Consider the following 13,304-nt stretch of genomic DNA (forward strand, 5'->3'; position numbering starts at 1 on the left):
GAGTGCTACTGAGTGTGAAGGCGATAGATAGTATTGAAATGAATGACAAGCGGTTTATTTTATTGAATGACAGCGACAATGTGTTGATATGCTGTGGATATGTCGCGGTAGGAGATTCGGTGCTTCTGGACGGCAAGAGAGTTACTGTTTTAGACGAGATCAATATTGGTCATAAGGTTGCCCGCAGAAAGATTGAACAAGGGGAAAAGATCATTCGCTATGGTGCAGCAATAGGTTCTGCCGTCGCTGACATCGCTTTCGGTCAACACGTACATTTCCATAACATGAAAAGCGATTATATTCCCGGTCATACCCGGGAGAAGAAAATGGGGGTTGAAGGGTGAAGGGCTATTTGCGTGCGGACGGGCGCAAAGGTATCCGCAATGTTGTGCTGGTCGCCTACCTTGTCGAATGTGCCCACCATGTGGCCAGGGCGGTAGTTACCCGGGCTGACTCCAATGCTGTGCAGTTAATTGGCTTCCCCGGCTGTTACCCCAATGATTACTCTCTCAGGATGATGGAGCGCTTGTGTACGCACCCCAATGTCGGTGGCGTGGTTGTCGTTTCTCTGGGCTGCGAAGGTTTTAATCGCGAGCAGTTGCATCGGACCGTTGAAGAAAGCGGTCGCCCGGTGAGCACCCTGGTGATCCAGGAGTCCGGTGGTACCAAGGGTACCATTGATGCGGGCGTGGCTGCGGTTCACCGCACCCTGGATCAGATCGCCGCTACACCAGTGGTGGATATGACCGTGGAAGACCTGGTTATAGGCACCATTTGTGGTGGCTCGGACGGCACCAGTGGCATCAGTGCCAATCCCGCAGTGGGTCGCAGTTTTGATATGTTGGTTGAGCGCGGAGCTGCCTGTATCTTCGAAGAGACCGGTGAGCTGATCGGCTGTGAGCAGGTGATGGCCGAGCGTGCCGCGACTCCCGAACTTGGGCGGGAAATCCTGGCAGCGGTGCGCAAGGCTGAGGACTATTATCGGGCGATGGGCTACGGCAGCTTCGCCCCGGGTAATGCCGAAGGGGGTTTGACCACACAGGAGGAAAAGTCCCTGGGGGCCTATGCCAAATCCGGTGCTTCTCAGATTCAGGGCCTGATCAAGCCCGGTGATCTGGTACCCCAGGGAGGCTTGTACCTGCTGGATGTAGTGCCTGATGGCGAGCCCCGGTTTGGCTTCCCCAATATCGTCGATAATGCAGAAATCGTCGAACTCATTGCCTCCGGCTCTCATCTTGTCTTATTTACCACAGGCCGCGGCTCAGTGGTGGGGTCAGCCATTGCTCCGGTGGTTAAAATATGTGCAAACCCGGAGACTTTTAGAAAGCTCGCGGACGATATGGATATAAATGCCGGCAAGGTGATTGAAGGTGAAGCCTCTGTCGACAGTGTGGGGGAGGAAATCTATCGTCTGGTGTGCAAGGTGGCCGCAGGTGAACCAACCAAATCTGAAACGTTGGGCCACCAGGAGTTTGTCTTGACATACAAGCAGTTTGAGCCCATTGGACCTTCCTGCTTGCCTGGTGTAATTAAAGTGGGTCCCGGCTGCAGCGGCAGCTGATACCAGTAGCGAACCTTGGGGGGCTGGGCGCAATGATGGTGAACAAGAGACAAATTGGCAGGACTTCACTTGCGGTTTCCGAACTGGGCTTTGGCGCAGCCACTTTGGGTAATCTCTACCACCCGATGTCCGATGAGAATGCCAGAGGGGCCATCGACAAGGCGCTGGAAAAGGGGCTCAACCAGTTTGATACGGCCCCCTACTATGGTTTTGGTTTGAGCGAGCGCAGGGTGGGGGACGCCCTGCGAAATGTCCCCAGCTCCACCTATGTTCTGTCCACCAAAGTGGGCCGAATTCTGAACAGCTGCGAAAAGGCAACGGATAAATACGGCTTTTGTTCGCCTATGCCGTTCGAGCCGGTATACGACTATTCCTATGACGGCATTATGCGTTCCTATGAGCACAGTATTCAGCGGCTGGGCTTGCCCAAAATAGATATTTTGTATATGCACGATATCGGTCGGGTCACCCACGGCGACAATCATGAGCGGCTGTTCCGCATCGCCATGGAAGGTGGTTACAAAGCCATGGATGCTCTGCGTTCCCAGGGATTGGTGAGTGCGATTGGGCTGGGTGTCAACGAATGGGAAGTCTGTGAGCAGGCCATGGATTATGGCGATTTTGACTGCTTCCTGTTGGCGGGCCGCTACACTTTATTGGAGCAGCGGGCACTGGAAACCTTTTTACCCCGCTGCGTGGAACGTCAAACCTCCATAGTGTTGGGTGGGCCCTATAATTCGGGTATTCTCGCGACGGGCGTTAAGCGTGATGATATGGTCCCCAATTACAACTATGCACCCGCACCTAAGCAAATCATTGAAAAGGTCGCCCATATCGAAGCCCTGTGTGAAGAGTTCGGGGTTCCCTTAGCTTCTGCGGCGCTACAATTTCCGCTGGCACACCCTGCAGTGGTCAGTGTTATTCCCGGTTTGAGCAGTCCCCACCGAGTCGAGACAACCGTGGAACAAATGCAATTCAGGATTCCCGATGCATTTTGGCGCGCGCTACAGGCTGCGGAGCTATTGCACCCGCAGGCACCTGTTCCAGCATCGCGAGAGGGTTAATGCCAGTGTTACGTATTGATGCGCATCAACACTGCTGGCAGCTCTCACGGGGTGACTACCACTGGTTAACACCTGACTTGAAAGAAATATACAGGGATTTTTTGCCGGCAGACTTGCGGCCACTATTGGCCGGGGCTGGAGTCAGCAAGACCGTGCTGGTGCAGGCGGCGGCCAGTGAGGAGGAGACTGCCTTTATGTTGCGTCTGGCAGATGAAACGGATTTTATCGCCGGCGTGGTTGGCTGGATTGACATGGAACAGCCCACCGCAGTGGAGACGCTCGTACGCCTGGGCAGGCACCCGGCTTTTAAAGGTATCCGCCCCATGATCCAGGATATTGCCGATACCCAGTGGATGCTGAAGCCGGAACTCGAGCCGGTGTTCTTGGCCCTTATCGAACTGGGTTTGACGTTTGATGCCCTGGTCAAACCGCAACACCTGGAGGTGTTGTGCCTGCTTCTGGAGCGCTATCCCGATCTCAAGGCTGTAATTGATCACGGCGCCAAGCCGGATATTGCGACTGGCAGCAAAACAAATTGGTTCGAAAATATTGGTCGAATAGCGGCGGAGACGCAAGCCTATTGCAAGTTGTCCGGCCTTATTACTGAGGTGGAGGAGGGGGCTGCAATGGATTGCCTGCTCCCCTATATGGAGCATTTGCGGGATTGCTTTGGCGCCGACCGATTGATGTGGGGGAGTGACTGGCCCGTTGTCACTACGGCGGCCAGCTATGATGCGTGGGTCAGTGCCAGCGAGAGGTTTATCGCCCGATTCGATAAAACTGAGCAGGCGGCGATCTGGGGCAAAACAGCGGCTGCTTTCTACGGCCTGGAGGCCGGCCTAAAACCCGGGCCTGTTGAATTCGAGTGAGGAACTGGTTGTGCAACAAAAATTGATTGGCAAAACAGCACTGGTCACCGGAGGCGGAAGCGGCATCGGTGAAAGTGTGTGTCTAAAATTGGCTGCTGAGGGCGCCCGCATTCGGGTGGTGGATCTGGACGGCGAGGGTGCCGGGCGTACTGTTGAACGTATTGAGGGGGCGGGCGGCGAGGCGACTGCCTATGAATGCGATATCTCCGATAGTGCGCAGGTGAAGGAAGTTTTTGCGGCGATATTGCAGAGTGCGGATATAGACATACTGATCAATAATGCGGGTATCGCCCATGTGGGTAATCTGGAGAATACCACCGAAACGGACCTGGACCGGCTATACAGTGTGAATGTAAAGGGTGTGTACAACGCTATGCAGGCCAGTATTGGTCGTATGAAGGAACGCCAAAGTGGAGTAATCATTAATCTCGCCTCTGTCGCCTCATCGGTGGGGATTGCCGATCGCTTTGCGTATTCGATGACCAAAGGCGCTGTTTTAACTATGACCTATTCGGTGGCGAAAGATTATATCAATGACGGTATCCGCTGTAACTGTATCGCCCCTGGTCGGGTGCATACGCCGTTTGTAGATAACTTTCTGCAAAAAAATTATCCGGATACTAGAGACCAGATGTTTGAGAGTCTATCAAAGAGCCAGCCCATTGGCCGCATGGGGCGACCTGATGAAGTCGCAGCACTGATAGCCTACCTGTGCTCTGATGAAGCCGCCTTTATTACCGGTTCCAATTTTCCCATTGATGGTGGCTTTGTCACTCTCAATAGTTAGTTGGAATGAGGGTTTGCTGAATCAGAGAGCAAAGGGTTTGACAGGAATTTACCTCGCCAGGTATTCACAACACGATCACTGAAAAGTAAAGCACTATAGAGTATAACAAAGGTTGAAGTGATGACTGTACTCCAAACTGCCGACGCCCAACAGCCACACGCCGACAAAAAAACGGTATTGGTCCCCAGCGCCGTTCTTGTTCCATTTGTGTTGATCACCTGTTGCTTCGCCCTGTGGGGATTTGCCAACGACATTACCAATCCAATGGTTGCAGCCTTCCAGAAGATATTCCTTACTGGGGCCACAGAGGCAACCTGGGTACAGGTCGCATTTTATGGTGGTTACGGAGCCATGGCCTTTCCGGCGGCCCTGTTTATCCGCAAGTTTTCCTATAAAGCGGGCATTTTGGTGGGGCTGGGGCTCTACGCCCTGGGCGGGCTGCTGTTCATCCCCGCCAGCGCTATGGGGGAGTTCTATCCGTTTTTGCTGGCCTACTTTGTGATTACCTGCGGCTTGTCGTTTCTGGAGACCACCGCCAATCCCTATATTCTCTCTATGGGGCCCACGGAGACGGCCACTCGCCGCCTGAATTTAGCGCAGGCGTTTAATCCCATCGGCTCACTGATAGGCATGTATACGGCTTCACAATTTATTCTGGCAAAGCTGGATGCCCGGGGTAAAGAGGCGCGGGAGCTGTTGTCTGCTGCGGATTTTGAGTCGCTAAAAGCGTCCGATCTCGCTATTGTCAGTCAACCCTATGTCATGATCGGTATCGTAATTGCGGTGATTTTCCTGCTGATTGCGCTGATGAAAATGCCCGATAGCGGGGTATCCCAGTCATTGGATGGCAGCCTCGGGGCCACATTCCGGCGTCTGCGCCAATCCAAAAAATACGTTGAGGGAGTTGTAGCGCAAATGTTTTATGTGGGCGCACAAATTATGTGTTGGACCTTCATTATTCACTATGGAACCGAGGTCTTCATGGGGCAGGGGATGGCGGAAAAAGAGGCACAGGTGTTGTCTCAACAGTACAATATTGCCGCCATGGTGATTTTTTGTGTCAGTCGATTTATCTGTACCTTCCTAATGAAGTTTATTCGCCCGGGAACCTTGTTGATGACCCTGGCCTGCGGCGGTATAACCCTGTCCCTGGGTACCATTGCCATCGGTGGTATCACGGGGCTTTACTGCTTGGTACTTATTTCTGCCTGTATGTCGTTGATGTTTCCCACCATCTACGGTATCGCCCTGAAGGGAATCGGGGGTGAGGATGCAAAATTTGCCGCGGCAGGTTTGATCATGGCGATTGTCGGTGGAACCTTTTTGCCTTTGCTGCAGGCGGCGGTTATCGATAGTTGGTCTCGCGACCTTGTGAGTGCCGTACAGGCATCATTTGCGCTTCCCTTGTTGTGCTTCGTGGTAATTGCTTTCTACGGGTACCGGACTGAGAGAATCCATGATGTCTGAGGCGGCTTCTCAAGGGATCAGGCGATACTGCCTGACCCTGGACCTGAAAGATGACCCAGCCTTAATCGAACGTTACAAGGATTACCATCGGCCGGGGAATGTCTGGCCCGAGGTGACACAAAGTATCAGGGACGCAGGTGTCTTAAAGATGGAAATATACCTGCTGGGAAATCGTTTGTGTATGGTGATGGAAGTCGATGAGAACTTTTCCTTTGAGGCCAAAGCCGCAGCCGATCGGGATAATGCCAGGGTTCGGGAATGGGAAGAGTTGATGGATCGCTTCCAGGAAAAGTTGCCCTGGGGCCAGAGTGGCGAGAAGTGGCTGCTGATGGAAACTATTTTTTCACTGTAGTTTATCCCCAGTTGGTGGGTAGACCATTTGTGCTTAGCTTTCGAGTGTGTGTTAAGAGGTTGATGACAATGAAATTATTACGCTTTGGTGATGCGGGTCATGAAAAGCCTGGCTTGATGGATACGGAGGGCAATATCCGCGATTTGTCCGCCCATATCAACGAGATCGATGGAGAATTTCTCTCTAGTGACGATTTTGCCAAAGTACGGGACCTGAATCCCGAAAGTTTGCCAAGGGTAACTGGAAACCCCCGCATCGCTGAGCCGGTTTCCCGGGTCGGCAAATTTATATGCGTGGGCCTGAATTACGCGGATCACGCCCGGGAGTCCGGAATGGAGGTTCCGCCTGAGCCGGTGTTGTTTATGAAGGCCACTTCTGCCATTAGCGGTCCCTTTGACCAGGTGGAGCTGCCTCCCCGGTCTGAGAAGAGTGACTGGGAAGTGGAGTTGGGTGTAGTGATCGGGAAGGAGGCCAAATACGTGTCCGAGGCCGAGGCTATGGATTATGTGGCCGGTTTCTGCCTGATCAACGACCTCTCAGAGCGCGAGTTCCAGATCGAAAAGCAGGGCCAGTGGATGAAGGGCAAAGGCTGTGACACCTTTGGGCCCACGGGTCCCTATCTGGTGACACCGGAGGAGGTGGGAGACTTCAATAACCTGAGTATCTGGCTGGAACTCAATGGCGAGCGTGTACAGAATGGCAATACCAACACCATGGTATACAAGGTTCCTTTTCTGGTGCACTACATCAGTCAGTTTATGAGTCTGCAGCCGGGTGACATTATCAGTACGGGCACGCCGCCGGGAGTGGGTCTGGGTATGAATCCGCCAAGATACCTGAAAGAAGGCGACGTAATGCGATTGGGTATCGACAATCTTGGTGAGCAGCGGCAGGAAGTGGTGCGTTACTCAAAGTAGCCTCTCCTTTTATACCGGTAGGGATACCGGGTCGGAACTTTTGTTCGAATGGTTGTGTCAGCCCGCTTCCACAGGGGTATGACTCCTTGGCCGACTATAGACAGTTTCGGATTGCCGCCAGCCATTGATATGGCCAACGGCGCTATCTGGTGGCCGGGGTTCATACTTTGCAGGTTACATTGGCGGGTAGAGTGATTGGCAGAGTTTTCTCGGTATAATAGGTGACCGTTTATAACGGGGCTGCGGAAAAATACAATTGCGTTTTTGATGGTTATTAATCGCTGCAAGATATGGCGTCCTGTATTGTAAGGATTTATTTTTTTAATAATCAGCCGACAATATAAGTTTCAATGAGTTCTCCACATGTCAGTCATCGAGCTGACTCCGCATTTGTTGTTTTCCAGTCAGCGATGCGCGTGAAATTCTGAGCTAGATAAAAAACCAGCAGCCCCGATAGTATGCCGGGCAATCCCTCGTATACCATGTTATGAAGCTCGAAATGGCGCCATAAGATAGCGGTGACAAACCCCACGAAGATCGCCGTAATACTGGTGAGTTGTGAGGGTTTTCCTCCAAAACTCAGTACGAGCAATAAAGGCCCAAAAGCGCTGGCGAGGCCCGACCAGGAAAAAATAACCAGGGAGAAAACGCTCTGATTATTGAATAATGCCAGTAGCAGTGCTCCGAATGTCATGAGTACTGTTGTAAATTTAAGTAACCTGGTTTTCTCTAGTTTATACGGCAGCACATCGTGAGTGATAGCTGCTGAGCAGCTTAGCAGCAATGAATCAGCAGTTGACATTGTAGCTGCAAAAATTCCCGCCAGAACTAACCCGACAAAAACAGGATTGAGTAACTCCATCGCCATAGTGGGGAGTGCAAGCTCTGCATCAAATCCCCCAACATCAGCAATATAGACCCTCGAAAGTAAACCAACCGCAGTAGCCATACAGTAGAAAAGAATAAACCAAAGATAGTACCAGGTTCTCGCCTGGCGCATTTTATCGGAGCCTTCCAATGCCATGAAGCGGACCATCACATGTGGTTGGCCAATGACCGAAAGACCGGCGAAAATCCAGCTGACGGTGAAGATCAGGAGTCCACCCCAGCCGGGCACCGGCAATTCTCGGGGAAACCAGTCGGTGAAACCCTCGATAGCGTACATTTTGTCCAGCGTATTTGCTATCCCACCCTGATCGATTAATGCTGTGGCGAACAGGGTACCCATGGCGCCTATCATTACCATTGACTGGGCTGCATCTGTCCAGATTGGTGCACGAATGCCTCCGGTAAAACAGTAGAGGCAAATGAGAATCGCACCCACGGCAGCGCCACCCCATAAAGGCCAATCCAATAAAACGTGTAGAGCTTTACTGCCGGCAATCATCTGGGCGGAGGCATATGTCAAGAGGAACAACAATGATATAAGACCGATTAAGCGTTGCACCTTGCGATGGTTTTGTCCGTACCAATTGCTAAGTACCCCGGCATAACTCACTTCACCACTTGCATGGGTTGCATCCCGTAAACGTCTATGAACATAACAAGAGGCGATAAAATCACCGCAAATCCACCCTATCATCAGCCAGATTGAAGAAAAGCCTGCTATGTAGGTGTAGCCGATCACTCCAATAAACATATAGCCGCTATTATTCGTTGCAACCGCCGATAACCCCACCAACCATGCAGGCACTTCTCCGTTGGCGAGGTAATAGTCGGTTTTCGTGCCACGGCTAAAAAATGAGGAGGATAATCCTATTACCGCAAAAAATAATAAGAACCCAATAAATGAATAAATCACAACTGCATTCCAAGTAGTTTAGTATTATAGAAAAAAGTTTCCTTAAATTTTTTTCTGTTCTTTCGTGCTGGTCTTCATTTGTGGAGCTATTCGCAAGGGGTGTTTTTGGGTCTCAATTTCATTGTCTTTTTTCAGAACCTGCTTGGTAGTGTCGACAGCCCTAACACATCGGGTATTGGTAGAAATATCCAGCTCATCAAACTTGATACACTAATTAATCCGGCAATCAAATTAATTGTCCTTCATCTGACCGCCGCCCTTAAAATTCTGCACGGTTATGTGAAAGAGCTGGCGAAACCCCTATTTTAATGGTGGCATATCCTTATGCCACAATAATCCTGTAGCTAATTGAATTTTCGGGTTTATAATCTTTATGATGCCAGGCATATAGCTGTGCCGTGCTCATGCACTTCAATCAAGGTTTCGTGCAAACTGCGCACAGTGATGTCATAGTCGGCTTCGTTGACGAAAAATTGCATATCTACATGCCGCATAGACTGATGTACAGCCAGAACTTCGATATTCTTGCTGGATATGGAGTGCACAGCTTTAGAGAGAATGCCTGGTATTTGCATATCGCTCCCTATCGCGGACACAATTGCCACTTTTCTTTGATTTAGCTCGGCCTCTGGAAAACAATTCTCTATGGCAACCTGAATACGCTTTATTGTTTTTAAGTTAGTAGATAAAAAATGCGTCAAACTATTCGCGTTTGTCTCTTTCGAAATGACATGTGCTCTAAATCTTTTGATAATGGATAACACTTCGCGGTCATAGTCGTAGATGTTCCCCGCCATATCCTGATCAAAAAGTTCCAGTGCGTAGACGCCTTTACAGCCGGCAATAATCTCTACGCAGGGAGAGTCACTGATATAATCCCTGGTGATCAGGGTGCCTGTATGGTCCGGTTCAAAAGTATTTTTTACCCGTAGAGGAATATTCTGCCTGCGAAGCCCTTTAGCCGCCTTTGGGTGAATCGCCTCCATTCCCAGATTAGCCAGCTGATCCGCGACATCGTAGTTGGTTCTTCCTATGGGAACAGCTTTTTCAGCGTCAACGAGGCGGGGGTCGGCACTACTCAAATGGAACTCTTTATGGATAATGGCCTCTTTCGCACCGGTTAATACCGCGAGTCGGCTAAAGGTCATTTCACTGTACCCCCTGTCAAAAGAGACCAGGAGGCCAGTGTCGCTATGCGCATAACCGGTAACTATTGGAAGCTGCTTACTGAGATCTATATTTGCAAAAGCATTCCGGATGCGCTCGTCCAGAGAAATGTGCCGGCTGGTCTTCCAGCCTGTCAAATCGATAAAGCAGGCATTTATTCCGTCGCGCTGCAGTAGTCTCGATGTGTTCCAGGCACTATGAGCCTCGCCTATACTGGCGAGCATCTCTCTGACAGTACCCAAGTGGGCATCCAGTGCAAAGTGGCCATGCTGGCAGAGGCTTTGTAAATCCCTCAAGCATTTCCGGGCGCCTTCGATACGCTCCTCCAGAAAAAGGTTAGCTTCTTGGAGTAGCTCGCTATCACCAAATAGCCGATAATTAATCTCGCGTAGTGTTATCCGAAGTTTGTTGAATTGAATCAGCCAGCTATCATCCTCTATCGCGCTGGCGAATAGTCCATAGATGCCGGGTTGACCGCTTTTCTTATGCTCCAGTAAAAGGTTTGTAATTCCACCATATGCCGAGACTACAAATATGCGATGATAAATTCCGTGGACATTTTCTTTGATGATATTATCCCTGACGGACTCATAATCCGTCATAGAGGTTCCACCTATCTTCTCTACTGTATGCATGGTATTTCGCTGATCCTTATATCTCCCTAATATCAGCCGGCTCAAGCTGGAGGAGGTTCTGCCTTGCAGGTTTGGTCAGGCTGGTCTTGTAAAATAGATTTTTTCATAGCGGCGCCTGTTGCTGATAAGAAGAGATAAATGCAGCTCCTTACCTCTGGCATCTTGTACCGCCCATGCGAGGCAAGCTATTTTTCGATTGTATCCGCCACTAACTCATATGCGCCATCGGAATTATGCACTTCTTTACCATTTAGTGGAGGGTTGAAGACGCAGGCCATCTTCAGTTCTTCGAAAGCGCGCAGGGTGTGCTGATCGTGTTTATCCAGGATATAAACTGTTCCAGGCGCAATTGGATGCTTTTTCCCATCCTCCTGTGTTTCAACCTCGCCTTTTCCGGAGATGCAATAAACAGCCTCCAAATGATTCTGGTAGTGCATATAGAAGTCGGCACCAGCGTATATGGTAGTAATATGAAATGAAAACCCCATTCCATCCTCTTTTAGCAGGAGTCTTGTGCTTTCCCAGTTTCCATCTGGAGAAACAACTCTTCTGTTCGACTGGTTGGCATCCGCTAGATTTCTAACTATCATATGGTTTTCTCAGTATTACTTTAAAAAGTCTCGAGCTTCTTACTTTCGTGTTGTCGGATAAAAGCTTCGTATATGCTTTTTCTGATCATGTCTGGCCGTGGAGATTTCAGGCGGGAATCTTCTCCGCTGGTAAATGCCCTTCCCCAACACAGGTTTCCTGAATTGCGGTCTCTATAATATCGATGCCCTTTTTAAGGTTTTGATTGCTGGTTATAAGTGGACATAAAAGTTTTACGATGTGGTCGTCAGCGCCACTGGTTTCAATGATCAAACCTTGCCTGAATGCGTGGCGGGTTACCTTTTCGGCAATCTGACCGCTCACGCAGTCTATTCCCTGGAACATGCCGCGGCCCTTTCTGGTGAAGTTTCCTTCACCATATTTGTTCACAATGTTGTCTAGGCGCTCCGAGATATAGGCCCCTTTTCGCTTTGTTTCCTCTGCAAAGTGATTTTCGGACCAATAGTTGTCGATGGCGGATTTTGCGGTCACAAAAGCCAAGTTATTGCCGCGAAAGGTTCCATTATGCTCGCCGGGTTTCCACTGATCCAGTTCCGGCTTCATTAATACGATAGCAAGTGGCAGTCCATAGCCACTCAGGGATTTGGAGAGTGTGACTATATCCGGGTCTATACCGGCTTCCTCAAAACTAAAGTAATCTCCAGTACGACCGCAGCCGGCCTGGATATCGTCAACAATCAGCAGCAAACCATGCTTTTTACACACCATTTGCAGGCGTTTGAGCCAGTCTATACGCGCAACATTGATACCACCTTCTCCCTGAACTGTTTCCACAATGACAGCGGCAGGAGAGTTGATGCCGCTGCTGGAGTCTGACAGGACTTTGTCCAGGTATTCAGTGGTGTCAATGTTTTCGCCAAGATACCCGTCGTAGGGCATGCGGTGGGTGCCGCTCAAACAGACTCCGGCTGCGTCCCGGTGGTGCGCATTACCCGTAACCGCCAGGGAGCCCAGGCTGACCCCATGAAATCCGTTAGTAAAGGAAACAATATTTTGCTGCCCCGTGACATTGCGGGCAATTTTCATGGCTGCCTCTACGGCGTTCGTTCCTGTGGGCCCGGTAAACTGAACTATATACTCCATATTTCTGGGTTTGAGAATTTTATCATTAAACGTCTGGAGGAATTCCCCTTTGGCCCTGGTATGCATGTCGAGGCCATGGGTGATGCCATCCTCCTGAATGTAGTTCAGTAAGGCTTGTTTAAATAGAGGGTGATTATGCCCATAGTTCAAGGTTCCAGCGCCGGCGAGGAAATCCAGATATTGCTTTCCCTCCTGGTCCCACATTAACTCCCCTTTTGCGCGACAAAATACCCGCGGGAATGAGCGGGCATAGCTTTGTACTTCGGATTCAATTTCATCAAAAATTTTCATTTCTTTTACTTTTCGTAGATTCGGTGATTTGCGTGATAGGCCCGATACGAACGAGGAGTTCGGATTCGTGTTGGTTATCTAAGTGCTTTTGCCTGTCTATCCACCGGGAATAATGGAGCTGGGTTGAAAGCGATTGCGCAATGCCTCTAAAGAGGGCCCAGGAGGCGTGGTTATCCTCCGTTATGGTGGTTTCTATAAATCTGACAGATTCGCACTGGGTGCGCCTGATGATGTCCATCAGCATGCGTGACGCCAGTCCGTCGCCCCTGGCTTGTTTGGCCACCGCAACCTGCCAAATGAAAAGAGTATCCAGTCGGTTTGGCAGCATATAGCCCGATATAAAGCCCACCTGCTCGCCGTTTGCCTCGGCAACTACAGAGGTGTCGGCAAAGTGGCTGCACTGGAGGAGGTTGCAGTAGCGGGAGTTCATGTCCAGTGGGGGGCAGCTGTCAATCAGGCGGAAAGTGGCCGAGCCGTCTTCAAGGAGAGGGGGTCTCAACAAAATACCCTCTAAGTTAGACAAAAAAACTTCCTATTCACAAATTATAATTACAAATCTAAATATTTTTTTTTACAATACTGCTCAAAATAGCACTATTTCCAGTGATTGTGCAGGGAAATATATTTAGAGTACGAAACATCGTACACGAATTATTTGTTGAGTCAAGAGGCATTTAAATCCACCTGGCGGACAAGCCCGG

14 protein-coding genes are annotated in these 13,304 nt (G+C 50.2%); 9 read left to right on the forward strand and 5 right to left on the reverse strand.

Annotated features, from left to right (window positions below; genetic code table 11):
- The first annotated feature begins 14 nt into the window (after window positions 1-14).
- The 8 genes from AB1S50_RS10450 (at window position 15) to AB1S50_RS10485 (ending at window position 7,017) form a co-directional block, all read left to right on the forward strand.
- On the forward strand, window positions 15-344 hold the full coding sequence (locus AB1S50_RS10450) for a UxaA family hydrolase (protein WP_367150584.1): 330 nt from the start codon (window positions 15-17) through the stop codon (window positions 342-344).
- On the forward strand, window positions 341-1,561 hold the full coding sequence (locus tag AB1S50_RS10455) for a UxaA family hydrolase (protein ID WP_367150585.1): 1,221 nt from the start codon (window positions 341-343) through the stop codon (window positions 1,559-1,561). Before AB1S50_RS10450 ends, AB1S50_RS10455 begins: the two co-directional genes overlap by 4 nt.
- A 32-nt stretch (window positions 1,562-1,593) precedes the next feature.
- Window positions 1,594-2,625, forward strand: coding sequence for an aldo/keto reductase (locus AB1S50_RS10460; RefSeq protein WP_367150586.1), 1,032 nt, complete (start codon window positions 1,594-1,596; stop codon window positions 2,623-2,625).
- On the forward strand, window positions 2,625-3,494 hold the full coding sequence (locus AB1S50_RS10465) for an amidohydrolase family protein (RefSeq protein ID WP_367150587.1): 870 nt from the start codon (window positions 2,625-2,627) through the stop codon (window positions 3,492-3,494). Before AB1S50_RS10460 ends, AB1S50_RS10465 begins: the two co-directional genes overlap by 1 nt.
- 10 nt (window positions 3,495-3,504) lie before the next feature.
- Window positions 3,505-4,281, forward strand: a complete 777-nt coding sequence (locus AB1S50_RS10470; RefSeq protein WP_367150588.1) for an SDR family NAD(P)-dependent oxidoreductase — start codon at window positions 3,505-3,507, stop codon at window positions 4,279-4,281.
- Window positions 4,282-4,401: 120 nt separating this feature from the next.
- Window positions 4,402-5,748 carry an L-fucose:H+ symporter permease gene (fucP, locus tag AB1S50_RS10475; protein WP_367150589.1) on the forward strand — a complete coding sequence of 449 codons (1,347 nt, stop codon included), beginning with the start codon at window positions 4,402-4,404 and terminating at the stop codon, window positions 5,746-5,748.
- The gene (locus tag AB1S50_RS10480) at window positions 5,741-6,100 is read left to right on the forward strand and encodes an L-rhamnose mutarotase (RefSeq protein ID WP_367150636.1); all 360 of its coding nucleotides are present in this window, start codon (window positions 5,741-5,743) and stop codon (window positions 6,098-6,100) included. The genes fucP and AB1S50_RS10480 overlap by 8 nt, the downstream gene beginning before the upstream one ends.
- 68 nt (window positions 6,101-6,168) lie before the next feature.
- Window positions 6,169-7,017: a fumarylacetoacetate hydrolase family protein gene (locus AB1S50_RS10485; protein ID WP_367150590.1), complete on the forward strand. Its 849-nt coding sequence runs from the start codon at window positions 6,169-6,171 to the stop codon at window positions 7,015-7,017.
- A gap of 370 nt (window positions 7,018-7,387) precedes the next feature.
- On the opposite strand, the gene AB1S50_RS10490 is transcribed toward AB1S50_RS10485, so the two are convergent.
- On the reverse strand, window positions 7,388-8,818 hold the full coding sequence (locus AB1S50_RS10490; RefSeq protein WP_367150591.1) for a sodium/proline symporter: 1,431 nt from the start codon (window positions 8,816-8,818) through the stop codon (window positions 7,388-7,390).
- A 105-nt stretch (window positions 8,819-8,923) separates the two neighbouring features.
- Here AB1S50_RS10490 and AB1S50_RS10495 point away from each other — a divergent pair, with 105 nt between their 5' ends.
- Entirely contained in the window at window positions 8,924-9,127 is a 204-nt protein-coding gene (locus tag AB1S50_RS10495) for a hypothetical protein (RefSeq protein WP_367150592.1), read from the forward strand.
- Window positions 9,128-9,189: 62 nt separating this feature from the next.
- Here the strand turns inward: AB1S50_RS10495 and AB1S50_RS10500 are convergent, their stop codons facing one another.
- The 4 genes from AB1S50_RS10500 to ectA form a co-directional block, all read right to left on the reverse strand.
- Window positions 9,190-10,620, reverse strand: a complete 1,431-nt coding sequence (locus tag AB1S50_RS10500; protein WP_367150594.1) for an aspartate kinase — start codon at window positions 10,618-10,620, stop codon at window positions 9,190-9,192.
- A gap of 185 nt (window positions 10,621-10,805) precedes the next feature.
- Window positions 10,806-11,210, reverse strand: a complete 405-nt coding sequence (locus AB1S50_RS10505; protein WP_367150595.1) for an ectoine synthase — start codon at window positions 11,208-11,210, stop codon at window positions 10,806-10,808.
- A gap of 106 nt (window positions 11,211-11,316) precedes the next feature.
- Entirely contained in the window at window positions 11,317-12,603 is a 1,287-nt protein-coding gene (ectB, locus tag AB1S50_RS10510; RefSeq protein WP_367150597.1) for a diaminobutyrate--2-oxoglutarate transaminase, read from the reverse strand.
- On the reverse strand, window positions 12,590-13,126 hold the full coding sequence (gene ectA, locus AB1S50_RS10515; protein ID WP_367150598.1) for a diaminobutyrate acetyltransferase: 537 nt from the start codon (window positions 13,124-13,126) through the stop codon (window positions 12,590-12,592). Before ectA ends, ectB begins: the two co-directional genes overlap by 14 nt.
- Between the last annotated feature and the right edge of the window lie 178 nt (window positions 13,127-13,304).

The organism is Microbulbifer discodermiae, assembly GCF_040742695.1.
Taxonomy (GTDB): Bacteria; Pseudomonadota; Gammaproteobacteria; order Pseudomonadales; family Cellvibrionaceae; genus Microbulbifer.